This window comes from Duganella sp. 3397, assembly GCF_031456625.1.
GTDB lineage: Bacteria > Pseudomonadota > Gammaproteobacteria > Burkholderiales > Burkholderiaceae_D > Rugamonas > Rugamonas phyllosphaerae.
The window spans coordinates 128,220-152,802 of sequence record NZ_JAVDVB010000002.1; the positions used below are offsets into that span (position 1 = coordinate 128,220).

Consider the following 24,583-nt stretch of genomic DNA (forward strand, 5'->3'; position numbering starts at 1 on the left):
ATCCTTGTAGTGTAGTTTCAGTCTTGAACGCGCTATCGTTAACGTGGAATCGTTACGTCCAGCGCGTGTACTCCACCCGCTACGATACCTGTCACTTTAGTATCAGGCAACCGTTTTCCGTCAAGTTTGACAACGATTTCAAGAATATCTCCCCGTTGTATAACTACATGGAATGTCGCGCCCCGGAATTGCCGCGTTACGCGTATGCCATCCCAGTGCTTGGGTAGTTGCGGCGCGATGCGCAGGCCATCGACATCGCCCTGCAAACCGCACAGGCCTTCGACGAAGCAGCGGTACACCCACGACACGGTGCCGGTGTTGAACAACTGGCTCGAACGCCCGGCCGTGCGCGGGTACTGGTGGTAGGCGCCGCGATAATAGTTGGGGATGAAGACCGGCAACTGGCCGCGCTGCAGGTAGTCTTCCTCGGTCGGACCGGGAATCATCTGGCGCAGCAGTTCGTAGGCGCGCTCGCCTTCACCGACTTGGTACAGGCTGTAGATATAAAAGATTGACGCGTGGTTGTACACCGCGCCGTTTTCCGCCGAGCCCGGGTGCTTTTGCGTGACGCGGCCGACGTCGTCGCGCATGGCGCTGTAGGGCGGCGCGAACATGGCCACGCCGTACGGCGTGTGCAGCTGCTGCTTCACCTGCTCGAAGATCGACGCGCGCTGGCCGGCATTGGCCGCCCCGCCCAGCATGGCCCACGCCTGCGGGTTGAGGTAGATGCGGCCCTCGACATCTTTGGAGACGCCGAAGACCACGTTGTCATCGGTGATGCCGCGCGCATACCAGTCGCCGTCCCACAGGTGTTCGTTGGCGGCGCGGTTGACTGCCTGCGCGCCGGTGCGGAAGTGCTTCGCCTTGTCGGCCAGCGCGCTGTCGCTGTGCGCGCTCTTTTCGCACATCTCGGCCGACAGGTTGAGCGCATACGCGGTGGCCACCGTCAGCCAGCCGGAAACGCCCTTGCCCTTGTAGCCCACCATGTTCATCGGGTCGCACCAGTCGCCCTGGGCGATATAGCTGAGGCCACGTTCATCGCGTGCCTGCAGCAGCCAGTCCATGGCGGCGTGCATGCGTTCGGCCACGGTGAGCGTGACGCCGCTGTCTTTACCGGTGACCGGCGCGGCCAATACATCGTAGTCGCCGGTCTCGTCGAGATAGACCTTGAGCGCGATCGGCAGCCACACGCAGTGGTCGGTGTGCGGCACCTGGTTGATGTACTTGAGCTCCGCGCCCTCGATCAGCAGGATCCCGTCGGGCATGGCGCCGCTGTCTTCCTGCTGCGCCAGCGCGTGCAGCAGCGCTGCGCGCATCACGCCGGGCTTGATGAAGCTCATGCCCATATTGTCCTGCAGGTAGTTGCGGGTTTGCGGATCGGTGGACAGGCGGTTGACGTCGCCGTGGTAGAACACCTGGCGCGGCAGCCAGTGGTTGACGAAGTTGTCCAGTTCCTTGTCGGGCGTGTCGATCTGCAGGCAGCCGGCGCCGCTGGCGATGTATTGCGCGTAATCGGCGCGCGCCTTGGTAAAACCTTCGGCGTGCAGGTAGCGGGCGCGCATGGCGGCGATTTCGGCGTCGTCAAACGCGGGGCCGAAGATGAAGCGGTAGTCGTGCGCGCCATTGGCGTCGAGCGCCAGTCGGTATTGCACCACGGCGGCTGGCGTCTCGTAGCGGGCGTCGCCGTTGGCCAGGGTTTTCAGGTCGATGGCGGACGGGCGATGCAGGCCGCCTTCGCCCTCGAAGGCCTGCTGCTGCACTTCCCACGCCTGCGGCGCTTCTTCGCACAGGAAGTAGGTCTTGTCCTTGAAGTCCTTTTGCTTGAAGTAGTCGGCCACCTTCTGGTACGGCGCCACGCAGCTGGCCACCACGCCGCCCAGGTCCGGCCGGTACTCGCCCGACTGGTTCATCCACGACATGTAACCGATCGGGAAGTAGGGGTACACGCTGAGCTTGCGGGCGCGGCCCGACAGGTCGGTCACGCGCAGCGACCACAGTTCCACCACGTCGGCGGTCGGAATCGAGAGCGTGAGTTCGACCCGCACGCCCAGGTGTTCGACGGTCCAGGCCAGGTCGTTCTTGCCGACCGAGAAAGCGAAACGGTCGACCGGCGCGCGCACCGGTTCGTACGGCGCCGAGAACAACTGGCCGGTTTCCTCGTCCTTGATATAGAAGAAGCGGCCCGGGTGATGCGCATAGTAATTCTGCTCCGGCTGCATGAAGGTTTTCGCTTCGAGGTTCGGTGCATGGGCGTACTTGGCCGGTTCCGGCTGCATGAACTGGGCCACTGCGTAACCACGGCAGGTCACCTGGATCATCATCTTCTGGTTCCACAGGAAGCCGCCCGCGCGCGGCATGGCCGTGGGGCTGGTCAGTTCGTAGCGGTCACCATTATCGGTAGGGCGTAACATGAAACGTGTCTCCATTTATTGAGTTTTGCGCGCTTGCAGGTCGGCCTGGATCTGCACCAGCTTGCGGTTGTCGAGGTTATAGAAAAACATGATGGCCACGGCCAGCACCGCAAAGGCGGCGGGGATGAACGACATCAGCCACACGATGCCGGCCTGCGAGCCGCTGTTCTGGGCCGAATTGGCCACGTAGCCAAGCACCGTGAACAGCCAGCCGATGACGGCCACCGCGATCGCGGTGCCGAGCTTTTGCGAGAAGGTGGCGGCGGCAAAGGTCATGGCGGTGGCGCGGCGGCCGGTGCGCCATTCGTTGTAGTCGGCGGTGTCGGCATACATCGAAAAGGCCAGCGGCGACTTGGGGCCGAGTGCCAGGCCCATGCCGATCTGCAGCGCGAACATCAGGGTGACCTGGTCGTTCGGCACGAAGAAGAAGGCCGAGGACAGCACGGCGGTGATGCTCATCAGGATGATCATCAGCTTCTTCTTGTCGACGAAACGCGTCATCAGCGGCGTGAGCGAGGCGCCGATCGCGGCCGAGATCATGTACGCCGGCACGAAACCCTGCATCAGCTCCGGGCGGCCCACCACGTACTTGAAGTAGTAGGCGGCGCTGGTGGTGCGCAGGGTGATGGTGATCATGATGATCAGCGCCAGGAAGAACAGCACCACCCATGGCCGGTTTTGCGACAGGTCGCGGATGTCCTGCATCACGTTGGACTTTTGCGACGGTGGCGGCGCGATCCGTTCGCGCGTGTTGAAGAAGGTGAGCACGAACAGCAGCGACGCGAAAATACTCCACACCAGCATGGTCAACTGCCACCCCAGCTTGTCGTCGCCATGGCCGAACCAGCCGACCATGGCCGGGGTGGCGGCCGTGACCAGGGTGCCGCCGGCAAACGCGAAAATGAAGCGCAGGCCGTTGACGGTGGAGCGCTCCTGCGGATCGGCCGACAGTACGCCGGACAGGGCGTTGTACGGGATGTTGATGCAGGTGTAGCACACCATCATCAGCAGGTAGGTGCCATAGGCCCAAACCAGCTTGCCGTCGTGCGACAGGTCGGGCGTGGTATAGGTGAGGATGGCGGCGCAACCCAAAGGAATCGGCACCCACAGCAGGTAAGGGCGGAACTTGCCGAAGCGGGTGGAGGTGCGGTCGGCAGCGGCGCCAATCATCGGGTCGGTGAAGGCGTTGATGATCTTCACCGAAAACATCATCGAGGCGGCAGCGGCCGCCGAGATGCCGAACACGTCGGTATAAAAGATCAGCAGGAAGGTGGCGATATTGGTCCAATAAAAATTGAACCCGATATCGGCCACGCCGTAGCTGAATTTTTCGCGCCATGTCAGGGCAAGGGGAGCCGGGGGCGCAGTCTGGGTGGGGATCACAGTTGCCTTCTCAAAAAGCGGGTTCGACATCATTATGTTAGCGCTAACAACAATGCTAGGCAGTGTAAGGGTTTGCCAAGATTTGTAAACAGAATTCCATGTTGCGGCGCAGCGGAGCCAACCGATATCGACTGATCCGTCATTGCCGCGCAGGCGGCAATCCCATCAGTCCAGGCTCAGGCACTCTCGCGCGCCATCAGCGTAAATCCCAGGTCGATCTGCCGCACCGCCGGCTCATCGCCCTTGATCACCGACCGCAACAGGGTGGCCGCCTCGAAGCCGATGCGGTAGCGCGGCGTGCCGATCGTGGTCAGCGACGGATTCATCCACGCCGAGGCCGGCAAATCGTTGAAGCCGCAAACTGCCAGCTGCGCCGGCACCGCGATGCCGCGCCGCTGGCACTGGTAGATGGCGCCGTGGGCCAGGTCGTCGTTGCAGCAGAAGATGGCGTCGCAGTCGGGCGCCTGCGCCAGCATGCGGCCCACCAGCTCGGCGCCCAGGGCAAGCGTGGACGGATCGGGCACCATTACTTCCAGCCGAGGGTCGGCCAGGCCCGCTTCGTGCATGGCCTTGCGGTAGCCTTCGGCGCGGCGCAGCGTGCGCTCGTCCAGTTGCGCGCCGATGAAGCCGATACGCTTGTGGCCCTTGTCGAGCAGGTAGCGGGTCATGGCGTGGCCGGCCTGGAATTGCGAGAAGCCCACGGTGAGCTGGGCCGGGTCGGTGGACATGTCCATCATCGACACCACCGGCACGCGCGAGGTGGTCAGTATCTGCTGCACCCGGTCGCTGTGCGACAGGCCCGAGAGCAGCATGCCGTCCGGGTTCGACTGCAAATACGTGTTGATCAGCTTTTCTTCCTCGCGGTCCGAGTAGCGGGTGTTGCCGATCAGGATCTGAAAGCCGTCGGCGTCGAGCGCATCCTGGATGCCGGCCAGCACTTCGGTAAATACCGCATTCGACAGCGACGGCACCAGCACCGCGATCACCTTCGATTGCGACGAGGCCAGCGCGCGCGCGGCGCGGTTGGGCACGTAGCCGAGTTCGAGCACCGCTTTATCAACGCGGTCGCGCAACGCCTGCGACACCATGTCGGGCTGGGTGATGGCGCGCGAAGCGGTCATCGTCGCGACGCCTGCATGCTGGGCCACCATTGCCAGCGTGATGCGCCCGCTGGCACGGCTGCTAACCGCTTGTGATTTCGTCATTGAATATGGCTCAAGAACATTGATAGCGATATCATACGGCAGCCATGGCGAAAGTGACAGCAATCTCAACCAAAGCTATGCCTGACAGCAAGGCCGTTTTCCTGTACAATGCCGCTTTGCGCCTATAGGAAATACTATGCGTCTACTCCAAAAAGCACTCACGTTCGATGACGTGCTCCTCGTTCCAGCCTATTCCAACGTCTTGCCTGCAGATACGTCCCTCAAGACGCGCCTGACCCGCAATATCAGTCTCAACATCCCGCTGCTGTCCGCCGCGATGGATACCGTGACCGAAGGTCGCCTGGCCATCGCCATGGCACAAGAGGGCGGTATCGGCATCATCCACAAGAACCTGCGCCCGGCCGACCAGGCCCGCGAGGTTGCCAAGGTCAAGCGTTTCGAGGCTGGTGTGCTGCGCGATCCGATCACGATCCCGCCGGACATGAAAATCCGCGACGTCATCAAGCTCACCGAACTGCATGGTATTTCCGGTTTCCCTGTCGTTGAAGGCAAGCAAGTCGTCGGCATCATCACCAACCGCGACCTGCGTTTCGAGCAGGAACTGGACGCCGAAGTACGCGCCAAGATGACTCCGCGCGAAAAACTCGTCTACGTCAAGGACGACGAAGACCGCGACGAAGCCAAGCGCCTGATGAACAAGCACCGCCTCGAGCGCGTGCTGGTCGTTAACGACAGCTTCGAGCTGCGTGGCCTGATCACCGTCAAGGACATCCAGAAATCGACCGAGCACCCGAATGCGTCGAAAGACTCGCACGGCAAGCTGCTGGTCGGCGCAGCCGTCGGCGTGGGCGCCAAGGACGAAGAGCGCATCGACCTGCTGGTCGCGGCCGGCGTGGACGTGCTGGTGGTCGATACCGCCCACGGCCACTCGCAAGGCATTCTCGACCGCGTGAAGTGGATCAAGACCAAGTACCCGCACGTGGACGTTATCGGCGGCAACATCGCCACCGCCGCCGCAGCGCTGGCGCTGGTGGAATACGGCGCTGATGCGGTCAAGGTCGGCATCGGCCCGGGCTCGATCTGCACCACCCGTATCGTGGCCGGCGTCGGCGTGCCGCAAATCACCGCGATCTCCAACGTGGCCGAGGCACTGGAAGGCACGGGCGTGCCCTGCATCGCCGACGGCGGTATCCGCTTCTCGGGCGACATCTCCAAGGCGCTGGCCGCTGGCGCGTCGACCGTCATGATGGGGTCGATGTTTGCCGGTACCGAAGAAGCGCCGGGCGAAGTGATCCTGTACCAGGGCCGTTCGTACAAGTCGTATCGCGGCATGGGCTCGCTGGGCGCCATGTCGGACGGCTCGGCCGACCGCTACTTCCAGGACGCCACCATGAAAGCCGACAAGTTCGTGCCTGAAGGTATCGAAGGCCGCGTTGCCTACAAGGGCTCGGTGCTGGCGATCATCTTCCAGCTGGTGGGCGGCGTGCGCCAGTCGATGGGTTACTGCGGCTGCGCCACCATCGAAGAACTGCGCAACAAGGCGGAGTTCGTCGAGATCACCTCGGCCGGCATGCGCGAATCGCACGTGCACGACGTACAAATCACCAAGGAAGCGCCGAACTACCGTTCCGGCGACTAAGTCCCTTGCAAACGCCGGCACGATGCCGGCGTTTTTCCATCCTCTAGTTCAAACACCCCATGCACTCAAAAATCCTCATTCTCGATTTCGGCTCACAGGTAACCCAGCTGATCGCGCGCCGCGTGCGCGATTCCGGCGTGTTCTCGGAAGTGTTCCCGTACGACGTCTCCGACGAGTTCGTGCGCAACTACGGCGCCGCCGGCGTGATCCTGTCGGGCAGCCACAGCTCCACCCTGGAAGGCGACGCCCCGCAGGCGCCGGCCGCCGTGTTCGAGCTGGGCGTGCCGGTACTGGGCATCTGCTACGGTATGCAAACCATGGCCGCGCAACTGGGCGGCAAGGTCGAAAACGGCCTGGTGCGCGAATTCGGCTACGCCGAAGTGCGCGCCCGCAGCCACACCAAGCTGCTCGACGGCATCAACGACTTCGTCACCGACGAAGGCCACGGCATGCTCAAGGTCTGGATGAGCCACGGCGACAAGGTGCTGGAAATGCCACCGGGCTTCGTCCTGATGGGCAACACTCCAAGCTGCCCGATCGCCGCCATGGCCAATGAAGAGAAGCATTTCTACGGCGTGCAGTGGCATCCGGAAGTGACCCACACGGTGCAGGGCAAGGCCATGCTGGGCCGCTTCGTGCACGAGATCTGCGGCTGCAAGTCCGACTGGAACATGCCCGACTACATCACCGAAGCCGTGGAAAAAATCCGCGCCCAAGTGGGCACCGATGAAGTGATACTGGGTCTGTCCGGCGGCGTCGATTCGTCGGTCGCCGCTGCGCTGATCCACCGCGCCATCGGCGACCAGCTGACCTGCGTGTTCGTCGACCACGGCCTGCTGCGCCTGGACGAAGGCAAGATGGTGATGGACATGTTCGCCAAGAACCTGGGCGTCAAAGTCATCCGCATCGACGCCGAAGACCAGTTCATGGGCCACCTGGCCGGCGTGGCCGATCCGGAGCAAAAGCGCAAGATCATCGGCCGCGAATTCGTCGAAGTGTTCAACGCCGAATCGGGCAAGCTGGTCAATGCCAAGTGGCTGGCGCAAGGCACGATTTACCCGGACGTGATCGAGTCGGCCGGCAAGGGCAAAAAAGGCCAGACCATCAAGAGCCACCACAACGTGGGCGGCCTGCCGGAGCACATGAAGTTGTCGCTGCTCGAACCGCTGCGCGAACTGTTCAAGGACGAAGTGCGCAAGCTGGGCGTGGCCCTGGGCCTGCCGCACGACATGGTTTACCGCCACCCGTTCCCGGGCCCTGGCCTCGGTGTGCGCATCCTCGGCGAAGTGAAGAAGGACTTTGCCGACCTGCTGCGCCGCGCCGACGCGATCTTCATCGAAGAACTGCGCAACACGCCATACGAGTTCATCGCCGGCCAGGCCGTCGATTCGGACAACCTGCCGAAGAACTGGTACGAAGCGACGTCACAGGCGTTTGCGGTGTTCCTGCCGGTGAAATCGGTGGGCGTGATGGGCGATGGCCGCACCTACGAATACGTGGTGGCCTTGCGCGCGGTGCAGACGCAGGACTTCATGACGGCGCATTGGGCGCACTTGCCGCATGCGTTGCTGGGCAAGGTGTCCAACAGGATCATCAATGAAGTGCGCGGGATCAATCGCGTCGTTTATGACATTTCCGGGAAGCCGCCGGCGACGATCGAGTGGGAATGATTTCCTGATAGGCAGAGGCCGGCACCGGCCGGCAAGCTGAACCGACTAAGCCCCTGATTTCAGGGGCTCTTTAGTTTTAGGCTCAGCATTATCTGGCAGACTCAGGCAAGGCCAAGCACTACGTTTTGATGGTCATCATGATGGCACCGGCTCACCGGGTACATGATCTCATGCAACGAATACCATCAATATTGTTGAGTCTGTCATGGTATACGTGATGGTAGTTTTCTCTCTAAGTGTTTGATTTTAAAGGTGTATTTTTCCGCGTACAGCCTTGATGGAGTTGATGGTATTTTTGCGGAACTTGCGCCCCCAAACCACGTCTAAAACTTGATCGCTGCGCATCCAAGTAGTTGATTTTACTTGGGTTTTCGTAACTTGATGGTATCTGAAACAGGGGGACAAATGCTGACCGATACAAAGCTGAAAAATCTCAAACCCGGCGAACGTGCTTACAAGGTCTCCGACCGCGATGGGTTGTATGTGTCGGTGTCTACCGCTGGCGGCATCTCATTTCGGTTTAACTACCGTGTCAACGGCAGGCAAGAGACGCTGACCCTCGGCCGCTATGGTGTCGGCGGGATGACCCTTTCGGAGGCCCGTAACTTGCTCGCAGAAGCACGGAAAAGGCTGGCCAGCGGCGTATCACCAGCGAAGTCGAAGAAGGAACTGGCCCAACGCAGGAAGGCGCAGGAAACGTTCGCCACTTGGGCAGAGCAGTGGCTTGAAAAATACAAGATGGCCGAGTCGACACGGGCAATGCGGCGCTGGACGTATGAGCGTGATTTGAAGAAGCCGCTCGGAGCGCTTCTGCTGTCGGAAATAACGGAAGGGCGGGTACGCGAACTGTGTGACCGGATTGTGGAGCGCAGCGCGCCGGCAGTCGCGGTTCACGCGCGGGAAATCGTTCTGCAGGTCTACAGGTTTGCCGATGCTCGAGGCGAACGTCATCCGAATCCAGCAGAAGGGGTACGGCCAACCTCGATCGCAACGTTCGTGCCGCGTGATCGCGCTTTGTCGCCAAAGGAGGTAAGGTCGTTCTATAAATACCTCGAACGCATTCAAAGCGCTCCAACGATCAAGCTCGCATGCAAAATGCTTTTGCTGACATTGGTGCGTAAATCGGAGCTGACGGATGCAACCTGGGAAGAAGTCGACTTTGAGCACGCGGTCTGGACGATTCCAGGCGTTCGGATGAAGCGCCGCAATCCACACAATGTGTACCTGTCCCGGCAGGCGATGGATATCCTGATTGCCTTCAAAACTTGTGCTGGTGCCTCCCGCTACATCCTGCCAAACCGATATGACATCGATCGTCCGATGAGTGGTGTCAGCCTGAACGGCGTGTTGGTCAAAGTCGTTGAAACTGCCAACAGCGACGGGTGTCCGCTCGATCCGTTCTCGCCCCACGACCTGCGGCGTACCGGATCAACGTTACTGCATGAGGCGGGGTTCAACACGGACTGGATCGAGAAATGCTTGGCGCACGAGCAGCGCAATGTGAGGGCCGTCTACAACAAGGCAGAGTACGCCGAACAGCGACGCGGGATGCTGCAAACCTGGGCCGACATGATTGATGAATGGACTGCGGAAACCAAGTAGCGTCTGCTTATCGCTTGCCCGGTTGCTTCGTCGGCGCGACCGCTTGCTGTCTTGCTTGCTGCTGCGCTTCGATCCACGCATCGACCTCGGCCAGATCCCATGCTACGAGGCGCGACGAAATGGTAAAGCGCTTGGGAAATTCGCCGCGCTGCTCCATTGCAAAAATGGTCCGTTCGCTGAGGGGGACTTTCTGAAGTAGTTGCTTTCGCTTAATGAGCACGCGACCAGGTACCGTGAGGTCGGAAGGGGAAAGTGGACGCGTCTGCATGATAAAGGTCCTTCTTGTTCAGCACACCAGGGGCATGAGTGTCTGCTGAACGACGTTGGCTGCTTGGTTCAATTCACCCTGTCGCAGGTTGCACACTATGTCCAGTATCCGCCGAATCTCCGGTTGGGTCGGACTCGGCGTGAAGGATGCTTCATCAAGATCAAATTTGATACTTATTGATTTTCATTAGAAAAACCTTTCTCGAGGAGCTAGATGTATCTATTGTCCGGGGGAGTTCCTATGAGAACAATTTTTCTGGGCGAGTCTTCTACCTTTTCATCCTAAACGACCTGAAGATGCTAAGAAAAATGCGCTTAGCGAATTCATCCGATGGCTTTTTCTAATCCGAGTTGAAGAGGATGGGATAGTCATGGATTCTAAATTGAAATAAATGATATAAACGGTTTATGTATTTCTTCAACTTGTTTTCTTCCCTTCCGCCGGCACCATCAGTTTGATCTCAGTGCCGGTTCGATCCCGGTAGCCTGCATCGAAAGGCGCGCGTACAGGTCGGCTAGGTGGCAAAAGGAAAGCGGCTAGCGCTGCTCGTCACCGGCCGTGTTGTAGCGCCTCCCTGCACCTCGCCAGATCATCAGGAATAAGCTGCTCCACTGTCTGATAAACAGTGCCGGCAACCCCGGCCCACTGTTGGAGGAGGGGCGCGTCAGCGGCCGAGCATTTGACCGGGAATTGTTTCGCACCCGAGTGTAGAAGCCATATTGTTCGTGTAACACCGTTGGTAAATCCAAGAACACGGCGCTCTGCTCTGACAACTGCTGCCGGCTTGCGCAGCATCCATAACCACCGTTTGTACATCATCGTTTCGTCAAATTCAGCATGGCACCCTATGTCGGCGAGCGGCACCGGATTGCTGGAACCTTTCGAAAATCCATCGGCAGCACCAGCGAATTTACAGTCAGTGGGCCAGGTGTCATCAGCCATGTGCGCAACATCTTCATGGCTGCTGCCTGGCGAGCGCCAGAGCTCCAGAAAGCGACCTGCATCCACAATCACGACGGCGCTCAGATCGTTACGAAAGTTTGACCGGGAGACGCGCATGCACACGTCGCCGTGTAGCGCGGTTGGCACCTTGAATACCGCAGCAAGCTGATCGTGAAAGACCTTCATGTTTTCCAATAAAAGCATTGTTACCCCCGATGATTTATCTTTGTGCATATTCTAGCTACACTAAAGTATGCGAATTGAGTTGGGACATGCTCGGTACTTACGACGCGCTGCTTTACATGGCCGAATGTGGGATTCCCGAGTCGGTCGCAGCCCGGGTACTGGCGCGTATGGCGGTCAGAGGGTAGTTCCCCGGGCTGGTATGCAGGCGGCGGCCAACGATGAGCACAATGAGCAAAACCAACCCTGGCCCGCGATCGATCAATTGGTCACGCATAACGATGGTGCGGGCGCTGTTGCGGTCGGTGGGCAGGAACATCGGGCGTAACACTTGAGGTTACCTGTAGCCTGAATCGCGCTTCGCCAGTGCTGTTGTTTGCCCTTTTTCCACGCGCATCAGCTGTGGTGGGGCAGCGACACACCGATGTATTTGGGCATGCCGGTATTGGACGTCGTTTTCAATATGATAATCTGGCTCCACTCATTGAAGGAGACCGATCATGTTCAGACGCTTCCTGGCTGCACTGGCAGCGGTGCTGGTGATGTGTGCTGCGCCCGCCACTGCGGAAAATTACAAGCTTGATTTCAAAGCTTCAAATTTTATCTGGGCCTCCGAGGGCATTCCTAGCAATCCCGTCAACTCGATTTCCGGATCATTCTCATTTCGATACGATTCGTTTGGGACCGAAGGTTTAGTGATGTCAGCTGTCGACCTGGTCGTGGATGGTCACACTTATATGCTGCCTGAGATATCGGCCTATGCCACCCGGTCTCTCTTCGCGTTTAGCAGTATTGAGCAGCTAAATCCGGGCATTAATGCGTTTCAAATGTTTTATACGGGGGGCTTCGTTTCTTTCGGCTTCACGAGCGATGACAGAGAGGGGCTATGGTCCGCAGGCACGGTCGATAGCACCTTGGCGGTCCTGCCGGCCGTGGTACCCGAGCCGCAGATATATTGGCTCCTATTGGGCGGGTTCGGCTTGATAGGTTACGCTGTGCGCCGACGGCGGCCTGATGCGTCCGTGAATTCGATTGATGTTGCCTGGAATCTTGGACGCCAGTGAGTTGTGCTTTAACTGGGCTGAGCCCCGACGGAAGCGGTGGAGAGCGCTGCAAGCAGTTGCTAATGATTACGGCGGCTTTCGGCAACGATCCGGGAGCCGCCGTTTTATTTTATTGACCTGGCTTGAGGACCACTTTGGTCCATCCGTCAGCACGCTTGTCGAATTTTTCGTAGGCGTTCGGCGCTTCGGAAAGCGACAGCTCGTGCGAGATGATCGTCGAAGGCCTGGCCTTCCCCGCATGAATCAGGTTGGCCAGCTGGCGATTGTAGTGCAAGGAGCTCAGTCTGCGCCAATATGTGTCGGGCCAGTGTTAGCGCTTTAACAGTTGAAGGCGATCGGATCAGAGCTCGGCAAAATAGGATCGGCGTTGACGTGCCGCGTTCAGGGGGCGGGGGCCGCTGCTCACTCTTTACCTGGAGGTTTCTTGCAGGCGCCAAGGCTTTACGACCTCGATGTTCTTGGAGATGGGTTCAGCCTGACGAGTAATGTGGCGGATCGCCTTATTTTTGCGTACACCGATACCCCGTCGTGCGCCCAACCGTTTGATCGAAGAAGTGGTGTCGAAGCTTTTACGCAGGCGCTCTCTGGATCCGGCGTTGCGATTGGCGGTGCTGCAGGTCCTCCATTGTCAACCGTTCGCGCCCTGAACGAACGGGATCTGCTTCACCAGCATAGGCCGTATGGACATTCCACATATTGGCGGGAGCGGCAATCAGCAGCTCATACGGTTCCCCGTCGGAACTGAACAGTTCAACGGCGGTGGCGCCGCTTTCAATAGCTTCATCCAGCGCTGCGCGCAGGAGGGACAGGGCGCACGCGTCACCTGCGATCATCCCCGGTTTGCCGTCCCGGCTTGGTGCGATCAAGTGCAGCATCGGCGTTTCCATTTTGACTCTCCTTCGAATTTGAGGTGTTTCCCTGTGCAGTGAAGTCGCGGCCATTGCTCAGCGCGCTCGTTTCTGGACTGCTGCTTTTGGTGATGGTTCAACGGTTTTGTCTGCCAGCCGCTGACGCAACTGCGAGGCTTCCTCTTTCAGCTGGCCCAGTTGTTCTGCGTACCGTGTTTGTTCTGCCATATGGCGCTCGGCTGTCGCGGCATGCGTGGTCAGTTGTTCCTGGAGCTGCTGGGTGAGGCGCTCTTGCGTGGTCTGCGCTGCCCGTAGCAGTGAGCGCAGTTCTTGTATTTCCTGCTGTGCCTGGTGCAGTACGCGAGCGTTTCCCTGGCACTCCGATTCGGCGGTAACGGCGCGTTGTTCGAGCCGGTGTTGGACGGCAGCCGCCTCGGTGAGCTGCGTTCGCATTTGGGTGAGGGCGGTGCTCGCCTCGCGCAGTTCTGCGGCTTGGCCGTCGACGGCTGCGGCCAACTGCGCCTGAAGATCCTCGAGTTCTTTCTTTTCCTCTTCCCAGGTGCTGGTTGCGCTGGCAAGGTGCGCCTGTCCGATGGCATTGGCTTCGCGCCAAAAGCTTGCCAGCAGTTGACTGCCGGCGTGGCGCAATGTCTCGGGCAGCGATTCCTCCGTGATCGGCGGCTGCGGCTTGTGCTGCTGGCGCCATTGGCGCATCACCAGGGTGACGTAGTTCATGTTGACATGCGCGCGGCGCCGAACTGCATCGACATTCGGAAAAACCACGCGCCCAGCCTCGGCAAAGAGCTGGTCCGCCGCGTCGTTGATGCGGGAGACAATGTCTGGGGCGATGTCGTCATTGGTGGTCATGATGTTCTCGTCGATGCAGCCATCAGTCTGGGCTGTTGTGATGGCAAGGACTTGCGAAATCTCGATAGTGATAAGAATGTCCGCGATTTTTTGCATTCTTCTTTTCCTGCTCTCATCACTACTACCGTTATCACCAATTATTCTTATTTTTGAATTTTTCGTCGTGATGAAGGAAGGGCCGAACCGTCGCCTGTGTAACGCACCTTGTGAGCTGGACCTCGGCGGCATATCGTGTAGCGAGGGATTTGCAACTCGGGGGCGCACTGCCGCCGGGCGCGGCTGGGCCGGAGGAGGGACATGATCACGCGCTAGGGGATCAAAAGCTCTGGTGATGCAACCTGGGCTGATCTGTACATTCGGAAGTCCAGGGTCACGCAAGAGATATTCCCGCAGGTCCAGGAGGCGAGCTTGCGGCTGTACGCGGCGCAGCATGCCATGGTGGTGCCGCGCGTGTATATCGATGCCGGATGCAACGGATTGACGGCCTCAGGACGAAAGCTTCGCAGCAACTGCTCGCGGACGTGGCTGCCGGCGGCACCGATTTCCCGGTGCTGCTCATCTACGATGTCTCGCGGTGGGGGCGCTACCAGGTTGCCGATGAAGCCGGCTTTTACGAGTTCATTTGTCGTAGCGCTGGCATCCGCGTGGTCTAGTGCGCCGAACAATTCGACAACGACGGTGCGCCGTTGTCGCAGCTGCTCAAGAGCATTAAACGTAGTATGGCTGCCGAGCACGGTCGGGAACTGTCAACCAAGGCCTTTGCAGCGCAGCGCCGGCTGGCGTCTCAAGGGTGCAAGCAGGATGGGGCATCCCCCTATGGGCTGTGCCGGCTTGCTGTCAGCGCTGACGGCAGCCCGATCTGCGAGCTGGCTGGGGGAGCGCAAGCCGCGTCGAAGTGACCGCGCGCGTCTGGTATTGTGAGGGAAGGACGAAGTCGCCACCATACGCTGCATTTTTAAGCTTTAAGTCGAGCATGGCCTGACGATTACGTGCTATTGCGTGTCGCCTCAATGCGGATCAGATTCCCTGCGGCCCCAGGGTATGGAGCGATCATCTCGTCGCTGGTGTTCTGTTCTCGATGGAACTGCGAGCGGTGTATGCAGAGCACCGGATGGTTACGCACGCCATGTTGGCCACGGCGCCTGGCATGCCGGGGGCGCGGCGCTTGCTGGGGCTGTTCGGTTCTCTAGGCGCAGCCTGGTGTCGAAGCCGGTGTACCGGTAAGACCGCGCCGGCCTGTAGCACAGGCGCTTTCACAGCAGGCGTTGATGCAGCAAAACTTTTTGTCTGAAGCGTGTGCGAACACATCTTGGCGGCAGATACACGCCGGGCTTGGCACTGCGGGCTGGCTGTTTCCACCAGCCCCCAACAAATTATCGTTATTTCATCGGTGCCTGTTTTTGCGCATACCGCCCGACGATTTCACCTTTCGCGAGCACATGTCCCTGTATCGCTTGCAGCAGCTGGTCGCGGTCGGCGCCCCAGCCCAGCGGCAGCTCGGTATCGAGTGCGAAGACTTGGAAGTGGTAGTGATGTGCGGGATTGCCCACCGGGGGTTTAGGACCGTAGTAACCCATCGAACCGCGTGTGTTGCGCCCTTGTAGCACGCCCTCTGGCGCGGTCAGGCGCGGTAGCTCTTGCAGTCCTTCGGGCAGGCTGGTGACGTTCGCCGGAATATTCCATGCGAGCCAGTGCACGAACGGTCTGTTGGGCGCGTCCGGGTCTTCCATGATGACGGCGTACGACTTGGCGCCTGGCACTGCCCGCCATGACAGCGGTGGCGATACCCCTTCCGCATATTCGGTGTACTTAGGCAGCATGGCGCCCCCGGCGCTGAACGCGGAGCTTTGCACGCTCAGCCTCGCTGCGCCGGCACCGCCAGCTGCGGACTCGGGCCGCACCAACGCCAGCGGCACGTTGTCGCCCCGCTGTGCTTGCTGCCGCATCGGGCCGGCTGGTGGAGTGGGCAACGCGGCCGTCGCTTTGCCGGCACCAGTGTAGGCCACGCGGTAGAGCACGCCGTTGGCGTCGTCCGCCATCAGCAGCGAACCATCCTTGGCCATCGCCAGCCCCACCGGGCGGGCGATATGGGTTTTGCCGCCATCGGTCAGGAAGCCGGTGACGAATGGCTCGACCGAGGTAGCCTGTCCGTTGGCAAAGCGTACGCGCACGATCTCGTAGCCCGAGGGCGTGCTGCGGTTCCACGACCCGCGCATGGTAACGAACGCGTCGCCCTGGTACTCGGCAGGGAAACCGGTGCCCCGGTAAAACAGCATCTGCATCGGCGCCGCGTGGGCGGTGTAGCTCAGCACCATCGGCGTGCTATGCGCTTTCCAGTCTTCCTTGCTGATGTCGCCTTGCGGTGTGCTTTGCGGATAGATGCCGCCGGCGCCGTAGACGTGCGGCCAGCCATATTGTTTGCCCAGTTCGAGCTTGTTGATTTCCTCGGGTTGCTCGTCGTCGCCCAGGAAGTCAATGCCGTGGTCCATGCTCCACAACTCGCCAGTGCGCGGGTGCCAGTCGAAACCGATGGTGTTGCGCAGGCCGCTGGCGAAGATGCTGCGCTGCTTGCCGTCGGGCGACGCGCGCAGCAGGGCGGCATTTTCCGGATTGCTTTCGTTGCAGGCATTGCAGGTCGAGCCGGCGCTGATGTACAGCATGCCGTCGGGACCAAATGCCAGCGTGCGGTTGGAATGCTGACCGGCGTCAGGCAGGTCGCCGATGAGCAGTTGTAAAGCACCCAAGGTGCCGTCGCTGCGGATGTCTGCAACGAACACTTCCTTCACTGTGGCCAGGTACAGTTTGCCGTCGCGAATGGCCAGTCCGTGCGCGCCGGCGCGGTTGGCCACCGTGACCGGCGCTCCGTCTGCGCGGCCGTCGCCGTTGGCGTCCTTGAGCATCAGCACGTCGCCCTGGTCGCGCCGGCTCACGTACACGGTGCCGTCCGGCGCGACTGCGATGATGCGGATATTTTTCAGGCCGGTGGCAAACGCCGACACAGAGAACCCGGCCGGCGCCTTCACTGCGGCGATACGCGCGGGCGTCGCTTCCACCTTGTCGGGCTTGACGATGGCCGTGGCAATCGCCACGCGGGTGCCGTCGCCTTGCTGGGCGAAGCCGGGTATGGACGTGGCGGCAAGTGCCAGGGTGGTGAAGAGCGAAGGCAAGCGCATCGGGGATCCCTTTCGGAGGCAGTCGGTGACAAGTAAGACTTAGTGTCGTTTTTCAAACTGCTGGTCTACTGTGCGCGTCCTAACCGATTCCAGCAGTAGATGCGATCCGCGCATGATTTCCTGACATTCTGTGATTTTCCCGCAACCCAAATGAGCGTTTGTAATTGCGAAAGAAACAGCGCTGAGGCGCAATCAGCTGGCAGGACATTGCCAGGCTGAAGCGCTAAAGCTGGTCAGCCTCAGCCGTTTGATGTACTGTATAAGCGTACAGTAAAAAAATGGTGGAGTAAGTGAAAGCGTTGGTATGGAAACGGCGAAGTTGTGGTGTGATGCTGCCTGCGGCCGAGCGGGTCGGCGACATGCCTCCGCCCTTTGAATTGCTGATCGTCGAGGTAACCGACCAGGGGCGGCGGCGTCCGACGAGGGTGGCTCGGCTGGTCCCGCCGGGGAGCCGGGTTGCCGTGGCAGAGCTGGTATCTACCAAGCTCGCGTGGTTCAGGAATGACAAATTCGTGCTCAGCGGCGTGGAATGTCTGGCGAGGGAGCGCTCAGCCGTCAATGCTTCACAATCCTGGCTATGCCAACTGGCGCTGCCGTCGAAAGAAGCGTTATTCAAGGTGTGGACGAATCATCAAGAAGGTGTGGAAGTCTCGCGACATCGTGTGCTCAATGCCGGGCCGAACGTTAACGGAGCGAGCATGGCAGTCTCTAGCGTGCTGCACGAGGAGTTGGGCCGGCACACGACCGAGGCGTTGCTGAAACGTGGCAGCAAGACGGATCTGGCGCTTATCGATTGCGAGATTGAGTGGATGTCGGAGGAGCGGTTTTGCCTCGGCGGTTTGCAACATTATCCGGCGAGTGAGCAGTGGCCAGAACGGTTGCTGAAGCAGGGATGGTTGTGTGAACCTGACATTGTCGTCCCGCTGCCACTTTTGTCGGACCGACTGCTGCGCAAGATGTCGCTGCGCTAAGGGCTATATCCTTATTTCGGCGCCCTCGGTATAATTCGTGCCCCTCATTGTGCCTACGCCGGATATGCACGCTGCGACAGATTATTTATGCCGAAACCGACATTGCTCGTCGAAGACAAACCTTTTGACCGTGACCTTGCCATCGTCGCGCTTGAACGCGCCAACCTGCTCGACGACACTGTTGTTCTGAATGACGGTGTCGAGGCGCTCGATTACCTGCTGCGCCGTGGCGCGTATGCCGATCGCGCGTCCGGCAACCCGTCCGTCATTTTGCTGGACTTGAAAATGCCCAGGATGGATGGGGTGGAAGTGTTAGAAGCTGTGCGCGCCCACGCCGACACTGCACAAATCCCTGTGGTCATGCTGACCAGCTCGAAAGAGGCGTCCGACCTGGATAAATGCTACGCGCTCGGCGCCAATGCGTATGTCGTCAAGCCGATTGAGTTTCGGGAGCTTGTCGGCGCGATTTCGGACATCGGAACATTTTGGGCTGTCGTCAACGAGCCGCCCGCCGGCTCCATCAAGCATCACCTGCTACCCGACAGTTGACCCGCGCGGTTAAGTTGGCGTAGTACTGCGTCAACCGCCTTGAAATACCTCCCCACTTCGAAATTTGGCATGGTTCTTACTCATCAGCCGGCCTTACTCCTACATCGCCCTTGGTGGACAGGATGCATCATAGGTCAAGTCCGCGCTCTCTATTGGTCGTAGCGGTAGTCCGGCGTCGCGGTCGATGTTTTGGAGCGCAACTGATGAAAACCATCCTCGTCGTCGACGACAACCTTGAGGCCGCGTGTACGCTGGTCGAGATACTTGCCTTATCCGGATTTTCCGCTTACGTTGCGCACGGCGCCCGCGCGGGACTCGCGGCTTTCGAGAGTCTTGTTCCGGATATCATATTTCTCGATATCGGGATGCCTGTCATGAACGGCTATGAAGTGGCCGAAGCGATTCGTGCCAATGATTCGGTGCCCCAGCCGTTCCTCGTCGCCTTCACTGCATGGGACGATCCCGCGTCGGTTCGCCAGGCAATGCAAGCTGGATTTGACCTTCATCTTACCAAGACATCCCCGTTCGAGGTGCTGATCGCGCAGATCGAAAAATTGGTGCGTTTGGGAAATCGAACCGATGCATGATGTAGCCTCGCGACGCCCGTCGTTCGCAATCCTGGAGCTCGCATGAAACCTGGCTCTTCTTTGAATCGCGCACCGTGTCTGTGTGCCCGATGCTGTACTTTTCGAAGGCCGGTGACTGGTCGCGATTATTTTGAGAAAGGGAGAATAACGATGTGTGGGCGTTTAGATCAGCATGACGTCAACAAGCGCTTTGCCGAGCTGGCAGCGACCTGCGCGCTCATGAACCGAAGCATTGCTGTGGACCGCTGGAATGTCCCACCAGGAACTTACCGGCCAGTGATGCACGTTGAAGACGGGGCGCTGGTGGTGGACGACGTATTTTGGAGCTATCGGCCCGCCTGGGCTGCAGCGGCACAGCCGGTGCCACCTAAGAAAAGAATTCCGATCGCGATCAATGCGAAAGTCGAGAAGCTGATGGGGGCGTACTGGAAGCCCCTGCTGCGGGCGGGGCGGGGCATCGTCTGCGCCAATGGTTGGTATGAGTGGACCGGGACGAAGGGCGACAGACAGCCGTGGCATATTCGCAGGCGTGATGGTGAGCCATTGTTCCTGCTGGCGCTGGCTAACTTTGGCGCCTTCAACGAGAACCGTGAGGAGGCTGGCTTTGTCCTGGTGACGGCGGACTCATTGGGGGGAATGGTTGATATTCATGACCGTCGCCCGGTTGCAGTCAGTTTGGCCGATGCCCTGCGATGGATGGATCCGGCGCTGCAGGCAGAGCAAGCAGTGCACCTTGCGCGTTACTGCATGCTTGACGCTGGCCTTTTCCAGTGGTCAGAGACCAGCCGCGCACTCAATGGCGGAGCTGAACTGCCAACCGTCTAGTAGCAGGGCGTTGCTGTATGGGTGGATCGTAGCGCAAGAAAACAGCGGTTGTACCAGCGACGTTCGCGGCATTCACCTCCTTTGGTGCCTCAGACGAACGGTTAGAAATGCGATGACTCTTGCCAGCGCACCTTGTTTCGTTTCGCGATGAAATTGAGGTGCAGTCAATACTCGCAACGCAGTGTCGCGTTCGACCCCGGCACGCTCCATGTAGTCGACGGCGGGGCCCACGCCATCGACTTCCGCGAGCAATACCCCATCATCAATGGCCTCATTCGGGCCATCGACTCTACGCTCGTCCAGACGGTTGCCGGGAAAGGTGTTCTCTTTTGTCGTCATCGTTAGAATCCTCCAAAACGACAGTGTCCGTCGGCGGTAAGTAGCCTCGCGGTGCGCTTATTCACACTGTCACGCGCTTTCGTGGGTTTGTTGTATCGACATGCGCTCAGGTAGCTTTGGATGATTGCGCGGCGCGGTGCACCTGGTGATCATTAGCTCGCTGGAGGATGTGCAAGCGGACGCGGGCAGTCTTTTTCAGCAGATATACTGATTCAATAATTTGTCATATTGCCACTATTGCCGCTACTGGGTTACGCCGACATGCGAACAATTTCCTCTGAAGAGCGTTACCGCTTGTTAGCGAATAACGCGGTCGAACATGCCATCATCATTCTCGACGCTGATGGGGTGATCTGCGAATGGACGCCAGGCGCCCAAGCGCTGCTCGGCTGGTCGGCGGACGAAGCTGTCGGTCAGTTGATTACAATGATTTTTTCAGACGAGGATCGGGCAGCCGGGGCGCCCGAGGCCGAACGTGCCACGGCAAAGGCGCTGGGCAAAAGTGCAGATGTGCGATGGCACCTTCGCAAGGATGGGTCCACCGTATTTTGCGACGGCGTCACGTATCGAATACTTGACGAGTCGAGTGGTACCTTGCTGGGTTTTGGCAAAGTCCTGCGGGAAGCCTATTCGTTGCGGCAATCGACTGACGGCATTGACGGCCCCGCTGTATCCGAGCAACGAACTTTCGTAGCGGCAGTGCTCGAAAGTATAGAAAACGGCGTGATCGCCTGTGACCGGCACGGGCAGCTTACTTTCTTCAATGAGGCCGCACGCAAGATCCACGGCATGAAGGAAGAACGGGTAGATTTCCACCATTGGGCTGAGCACTATCATTTATTGCGCGCTGATGGTGTGACGACGCTGCCATTGGACGAGATTCCCCTGTACCGCGCTTTGCAAGGTGACGTGGTGGAAAATGTCGCCATCATTGTCGGTGCGGCGGACGGATCCCGCCGGCAGGTTCAAGTGCGGGGGCGGGCAGTGACCGACCATGCCGGGAAAGTCCTGGGAGCCGTCATTTCGATGCAAGACGCGACCCCCATGCATGCCGCCCGAGAGGCCAAGATCGCGGCGGAGCGTGAGCAGTCGCGCCGGCTGAGCGCCGAGAAGTCGGAAACGCGTCTGCGCCGAATAGAAGAGCAGCTACGGCTGGCCACCGAGGCCGCGCAGCTGGGCATCTGGACCTGGAATGTCGAGCTTGATCGCGGTACCTGGGAAAACGCCCGCATGCACGAAATCTTCAACGTCCCGGCGGGCGGCGAGCCGGTAAATGCCGCCACCTTGATGAACCAGTATCTTCATCCGGACGATGTCGACAGCTACCGCCAGGCGATCAGTGCGACGCTGCAACGAGGGGATCGATTCTATTTCTGTGGGCGTTTTTATCGTCTGCCGGCAACCGATGTACGCTGGCTTGAATTGACTGGCATGCGCCAGTGGAGTGCCGATTCGGTGGTGATCATCGGCACGGCGGAAGACATTACCGCCCGCAAGCAGGATGAGGCGGCGTTGAGGGAAGCGCGGTTGCGGTTCGAGGCGACCCTCTCTGCGGCTGAGGTTGCGAGCTGGATCTGGGATATATCGAAGGACCGGGTCATCGGCGATCGCAATCTTACGCGCTTGTTTGGTTTGCCCCCGGAGCTGGCCCAGTCGGCGCCACTTTCGACGTACGTCAGCGCCATTCATCCCGATGACCTTGAACATGTTCGTGCCGAAATCGAGCAGGCAATTGCCTCGAAGTCGATGTATAACACCACCTATCGCGTGAAAGACGCCCAAGGCCGGTATCGGGTGGTGATCGCGCGCGGCCGCGCCATGTTCGATGCAGAAGGACACCCCGAGATGCTCACCGGCGTGACGGTGGATATCACTCGCCAGACCGAAGTACAGCAAGCCCTACGGATCACCGACGAGCGGTACCGTACCCTGATCTCTTCGATGGATCAAGCCTTTGGCATTGTCCAGGTGCTCGTCGATGACCAGGGCACACCTACGGACTATCGTTTTGAGGAGGTCAACCGCGCCATGGAATTGCAGTCTGGTTTGGTGGCGGCCGCGGGGAAAACCATTCGGGAAATGGTACCGGGAATCGAGCAGAAGTGGATCGATATCTACGGTCAGGTCGCGCTATCCCGCCAGCCCGTGCGATTCGTCGAGCATTCGGCCGCGATGGGTTACTGGTGGGACGTGTACGCCACGCCGATCGGTGAAGCTGATGAACGCCGCATTGCCATCCTCTTTAGTGATGTGACGGAGAAAAGACGCGCCGACGAGCATCTGCGGCAGGTGGCTGCGGACCTGTCGGCCGTCAATCACCGCAAGACAGCGTTTCTTGCCACGCTGGCGCACGAGCTGCGCAATCCGCTGGCACCGATGCGTACTGGCATGGATTTGCTGCGTCTTCAGGGGCGCAACAATTCGGGCGAGACCCGGATCCTCGACATGATGGACCGCCAGCTCAAACACATGGTTCACCTGATCGATGATCTGATGGAGGTGGCGCGCATCAACAGCGGCAAGATCGTTTTAAAGTTGGGTTGGTTTGACCTGCGGGACGCCGTTGCGCATGCGATCGACAGCGTCGCTCCGGCCGTCAACGCGGCAAGGCATCGGTTGCAGGTGGTGGTACCCGACCAGCCGGTGTGGATCGACGCAGACGCTACGCGGCTGGCGCAGGTGCTGGGCAATCTGCTGACCAACGCCGTCAAATACACGCCGGAAGGGGGCGACATCGCGCTCACCATGGCAGTGCAAGATGGGCAGGCCTGCATCGACGTGTCTGACTCCGGGATTGGCATACCGCTCGACGAGCAGGCAAAGGTGTTCAACATGTTCAGCCAGGTCGGCCGCAACATCGGCCATTCGCAGGGCGGCCTCGGAATCGGGCTGGTGCTGGTACGCACGCTCGTGGAGATGCACGGAGGTTCGGTCACGGTGCGCAGCCCGGGTCCGGAGCTGGGCAGTACCTTCACAGTCAAGCTGCCCGGGTGTTCTGTCGGCGCCTCGACGGCCGTGCTGCCGCGCCCCGCACCGTCAGTTGCCGGTGGCGAACTGGCGGCACCCCTGCGTGTTCTGATCGCTGACGACAATGCTGACGCAGCGTCCGTGCTGAGCACATTGCTGGAAACGACTGGGCATACCACTTATGTCGTGGGCGACGGCCTCTCAGCTGTTGGCAAGATCGTTGAACTCAGGCCTGACCTGGCCCTGATCGATATCGGCATGCCGGGATTGAATGGTTACGAGGTGGCGCGAAAAATTCGCCGGACGGCAGGGCTTGAGACGATAAAGCTGGTCGCACTGACGGGGTGGGGTGGTGAACAGGACCGTGATCGCTCACGGGAGGCGGGTTTTGATACCCACATGGTCAAACCAATCGGAGTAGCCGAATTGCAGCAGTTGCTCACCCTGCATGAAGACCGGCGCCCATGAAGCGCGCGTCTGCTAGGTGCAGGGGAAGTCGAGGATGCCGCCTCGTGGTACCCGCCTGCGCTCGACCCGCACGAGGGTGAGGTTTTCGGAGGAAACGACCTCTTCGTGCAAAAAGTGCTGGCGCTCCCAGACGCAGAAGAATGACGGGACCGCAGGTACTTCCTACCGATCATCGTTGTCACTTCCGATCACCAGCATTTCAATATCTGTTTCGTTATTTCGCACCAGATCCCCGGCCCCAATCGTCATCACATTTCTCCTTTATGACTCAGCGAGCTTGGCAGGATATCGTGCAGCCAGCTGCGATTCCTGACCATAAACTTTTGGTATTTATCTTGTGGACGATAGTACGATAAGCAAAAGAAAGTCGCAATTGCTACTTCGGGAGCGCGCTGTGCAGGCGCAGCCGCATGACAGTGACGGCAATCGATTATCTGCCGGTGAATCGCATTACGCTGGCGGACTGTTCCGCTCCGATCTGGTTTCCATGCTCCCTTAACCAGGCCTCAGCCGTCGCCACGCCCGCAGCGTGCAGGTGAGGCAGAAAGCTCAGCTCACCGTTGAGTTTGCTGGACTGCGGTGGTTCTGCAGTGTTTCCGCAGCCAGTTTTGCGGTACGGTCGATCGCCTCGGGAGAACCGCCTCGTTGCTGGTGCTGGGCA

General features: G+C 59.7%; 19 protein-coding genes and 1 pseudogene. 10 read left to right on the forward strand and 10 right to left on the reverse strand.

The annotated features are described in order from the left end of the window. Positions 1-38 precede the first annotated feature (38 nt). The 3 genes from J2X54_RS05255 to J2X54_RS05265 all read right to left on the reverse strand — a co-directional run bounded on the left by J2X54_RS05255 (position 39) and on the right by J2X54_RS05265 (position 4,999). Positions 39-2,411 (reverse strand): GH36-type glycosyl hydrolase domain-containing protein, encoded by a 2,373-nt coding sequence (locus J2X54_RS05255; RefSeq protein WP_310178713.1) that lies wholly within the window; start codon positions 2,409-2,411, stop codon positions 39-41. 15 nt (positions 2,412-2,426) lie between these two features. Then, positions 2,427-3,794, reverse strand: coding sequence for an MFS transporter (locus tag J2X54_RS05260; RefSeq protein WP_310178717.1), 1,368 nt, complete (start codon positions 3,792-3,794; stop codon positions 2,427-2,429). A 176-nt stretch (positions 3,795-3,970) separates the two neighbouring features. Then, the gene (locus J2X54_RS05265; RefSeq protein WP_310178720.1) at positions 3,971-4,999 is read right to left on the reverse strand and encodes a LacI family DNA-binding transcriptional regulator; all 1,029 of its coding nucleotides are present in this window, start codon (positions 4,997-4,999) and stop codon (positions 3,971-3,973) included. A gap of 136 nt (positions 5,000-5,135) precedes the next feature. Here J2X54_RS05265 and guaB point away from each other — a divergent pair, with 136 nt between their 5' ends. The 3 genes from guaB to J2X54_RS05280 all read left to right on the forward strand — a co-directional run bounded on the left by guaB (position 5,136) and on the right by J2X54_RS05280 (position 9,871). After that, a complete protein-coding gene (guaB, locus tag J2X54_RS05270; protein WP_310178722.1) occupies positions 5,136-6,599 on the forward strand; it encodes an IMP dehydrogenase in 1,464 nt (487 codons plus the stop codon). 59 nt (positions 6,600-6,658) lie between these two features. After that, on the forward strand, positions 6,659-8,269 hold the full coding sequence (guaA, locus tag J2X54_RS05275; protein WP_070247567.1) for a glutamine-hydrolyzing GMP synthase: 1,611 nt from the start codon (positions 6,659-6,661) through the stop codon (positions 8,267-8,269). Between the two features lie 405 nt (positions 8,270-8,674). Continuing rightward, complete coding sequence (locus J2X54_RS05280) at positions 8,675-9,871, forward strand: tyrosine-type recombinase/integrase (RefSeq protein ID WP_310178727.1); 1,197 nt, start codon at positions 8,675-8,677, stop codon at positions 9,869-9,871. 7 nt (positions 9,872-9,878) lie between these two features. Here the strand turns inward: J2X54_RS05280 and J2X54_RS05285 are convergent, their stop codons facing one another. Together J2X54_RS05285 and J2X54_RS05290 are read right to left on the reverse strand one after the other, a co-directional pair. Next, the gene (locus J2X54_RS05285; RefSeq protein WP_310178730.1) at positions 9,879-10,139 is read right to left on the reverse strand and encodes an AlpA family phage regulatory protein; all 261 of its coding nucleotides are present in this window, start codon (positions 10,137-10,139) and stop codon (positions 9,879-9,881) included. A 549-nt stretch (positions 10,140-10,688) separates the two neighbouring features. Further along, positions 10,689-11,315, reverse strand: coding sequence for a plasmid fertility inhibition factor family protein (locus J2X54_RS05290; RefSeq protein ID WP_310178732.1), 627 nt, complete (start codon positions 11,313-11,315; stop codon positions 10,689-10,691). Between the two features lie 449 nt (positions 11,316-11,764). On the opposite strand from J2X54_RS05290, the gene J2X54_RS05295 reads away from it, so the two are divergent. Next, complete coding sequence (locus tag J2X54_RS05295; protein WP_310178734.1) at positions 11,765-12,328, forward strand: PEP-CTERM sorting domain-containing protein; 564 nt, start codon at positions 11,765-11,767, stop codon at positions 12,326-12,328. A gap of 109 nt (positions 12,329-12,437) precedes the next feature. Here J2X54_RS05295 and J2X54_RS05300 read toward each other — a convergent pair. From J2X54_RS05300 to J2X54_RS05310, 3 genes and pseudogenes are all read right to left on the reverse strand, one after another. Next, positions 12,438-12,596: pseudogene (locus tag J2X54_RS05300) on the reverse strand (aldehyde dehydrogenase); the annotation flags it as partial. A 301-nt stretch (positions 12,597-12,897) separates the two neighbouring features. Then, a complete protein-coding gene (locus J2X54_RS05305) occupies positions 12,898-13,215 on the reverse strand; it encodes a hypothetical protein (protein WP_310178736.1) in 318 nt (105 codons plus the stop codon). Between the two features lie 57 nt (positions 13,216-13,272). Further along, positions 13,273-14,139 (reverse strand): DNA-binding protein, encoded by an 867-nt coding sequence (locus J2X54_RS05310; RefSeq protein ID WP_310178739.1) that lies wholly within the window; start codon positions 14,137-14,139, stop codon positions 13,273-13,275. A 371-nt stretch (positions 14,140-14,510) separates the two neighbouring features. On the opposite strand from J2X54_RS05310, the gene J2X54_RS05315 reads away from it, so the two are divergent. Further along, entirely contained in the window at positions 14,511-14,696 is a 186-nt protein-coding gene (locus J2X54_RS05315) for a recombinase family protein (protein WP_310178742.1), read from the forward strand. Between the two features lie 726 nt (positions 14,697-15,422). On the opposite strand, the gene J2X54_RS05320 is transcribed toward J2X54_RS05315, so the two are convergent. Next, on the reverse strand, positions 15,423-17,216 hold the full coding sequence (locus J2X54_RS05320) for a YbhB/YbcL family Raf kinase inhibitor-like protein (protein ID WP_310178745.1): 1,794 nt from the start codon (positions 17,214-17,216) through the stop codon (positions 15,423-15,425). 326 nt (positions 17,217-17,542) lie between these two features. Between J2X54_RS05320 and J2X54_RS05325 the strand changes: the two genes are divergently transcribed. The 4 genes from J2X54_RS05325 (at position 17,543) to J2X54_RS05340 (ending at position 20,148) form a co-directional block, all read left to right on the forward strand. After that, a complete protein-coding gene (locus tag J2X54_RS05325; RefSeq protein WP_310178748.1) occupies positions 17,543-18,187 on the forward strand; it encodes a hypothetical protein in 645 nt (214 codons plus the stop codon). Between the two features lie 87 nt (positions 18,188-18,274). Further along, a complete protein-coding gene (locus J2X54_RS05330) occupies positions 18,275-18,736 on the forward strand; it encodes a response regulator (protein ID WP_310178750.1) in 462 nt (153 codons plus the stop codon). Between the two features lie 203 nt (positions 18,737-18,939). Then, on the forward strand, positions 18,940-19,323 hold the full coding sequence (locus J2X54_RS05335; protein WP_310178752.1) for a response regulator: 384 nt from the start codon (positions 18,940-18,942) through the stop codon (positions 19,321-19,323). Positions 19,324-19,434: 111 nt separating this feature from the next. After that, entirely contained in the window at positions 19,435-20,148 is a 714-nt protein-coding gene (locus J2X54_RS05340) for an SOS response-associated peptidase family protein (protein ID WP_310178755.1), read from the forward strand. A gap of 72 nt (positions 20,149-20,220) precedes the next feature. On the opposite strand, the gene J2X54_RS05345 is transcribed toward J2X54_RS05340, so the two are convergent. Next, positions 20,221-20,487: a hypothetical protein gene (locus J2X54_RS05345; RefSeq protein ID WP_310178758.1), complete on the reverse strand. Its 267-nt coding sequence runs from the start codon at positions 20,485-20,487 to the stop codon at positions 20,221-20,223. Positions 20,488-20,748: 261 nt separating this feature from the next. On the opposite strand from J2X54_RS05345, the gene J2X54_RS05350 reads away from it, so the two are divergent. After that, positions 20,749-23,922 (forward strand): PAS domain S-box protein, encoded by a 3,174-nt coding sequence (locus J2X54_RS05350; RefSeq protein ID WP_310178760.1) that lies wholly within the window; start codon positions 20,749-20,751, stop codon positions 23,920-23,922. Positions 23,923-24,583: the final 661 nt, after the last annotated feature.

Bases quoted from the DNA above. Each gene is read 5' to 3' on its own strand.
- J2X54_RS05310 (WP_310178739.1), bottom strand. From the start codon at position 14,139: ATGCAAAAAATCGCGGACATTCTTATCACTATCGAGATTTCGCAAGTC.
- J2X54_RS05265 (WP_310178720.1), bottom strand. From the start codon at position 4,999: ATGACGAAATCACAAGCGGTTAGCAGCCGTGCCAGCGGGCGCATCACG.
- J2X54_RS05315 (WP_310178742.1), top strand. From the start codon at position 14,511: ATGCAACGGATTGACGGCCTCAGGACGAAAGCTTCGCAGCAACTGCTC.
- J2X54_RS05280 (WP_310178727.1), top strand. From the start codon at position 8,675: ATGCTGACCGATACAAAGCTGAAAAATCTCAAACCCGGCGAACGTGCT.
- guaA (WP_070247567.1), top strand. From the start codon at position 6,659: ATGCACTCAAAAATCCTCATTCTCGATTTCGGCTCACAGGTAACCCAG.
- J2X54_RS05295 (WP_310178734.1), top strand. From the start codon at position 11,765: ATGTTCAGACGCTTCCTGGCTGCACTGGCAGCGGTGCTGGTGATGTGT.
- guaB (WP_310178722.1), top strand. From the start codon at position 5,136: ATGCGTCTACTCCAAAAAGCACTCACGTTCGATGACGTGCTCCTCGTT.
- J2X54_RS05330 (WP_310178750.1), top strand. From the start codon at position 18,275: ATGCCGAAACCGACATTGCTCGTCGAAGACAAACCTTTTGACCGTGAC.
- J2X54_RS05335 (WP_310178752.1), top strand. From the start codon at position 18,940: ATGAAAACCATCCTCGTCGTCGACGACAACCTTGAGGCCGCGTGTACG.
- J2X54_RS05305 (WP_310178736.1), bottom strand. From the start codon at position 13,215: ATGGAAACGCCGATGCTGCACTTGATCGCACCAAGCCGGGACGGCAAA.
- J2X54_RS05320 (WP_310178745.1), bottom strand. From the start codon at position 17,216: ATGCGCTTGCCTTCGCTCTTCACCACCCTGGCACTTGCCGCCACGTCC.
- J2X54_RS05345 (WP_310178758.1), bottom strand. From the start codon at position 20,487: ATGACGACAAAAGAGAACACCTTTCCCGGCAACCGTCTGGACGAGCGT.
- J2X54_RS05290 (WP_310178732.1), bottom strand. From the start codon at position 11,315: ATGCACAAAGATAAATCATCGGGGGTAACAATGCTTTTATTGGAAAAC.
- J2X54_RS05350 (WP_310178760.1), top strand. From the start codon at position 20,749: ATGCGAACAATTTCCTCTGAAGAGCGTTACCGCTTGTTAGCGAATAAC.
- J2X54_RS05255 (WP_310178713.1), bottom strand. From the start codon at position 2,411: ATGTTACGCCCTACCGATAATGGTGACCGCTACGAACTGACCAGCCCC.
- J2X54_RS05285 (WP_310178730.1), bottom strand. From the start codon at position 10,139: ATGCAGACGCGTCCACTTTCCCCTTCCGACCTCACGGTACCTGGTCGC.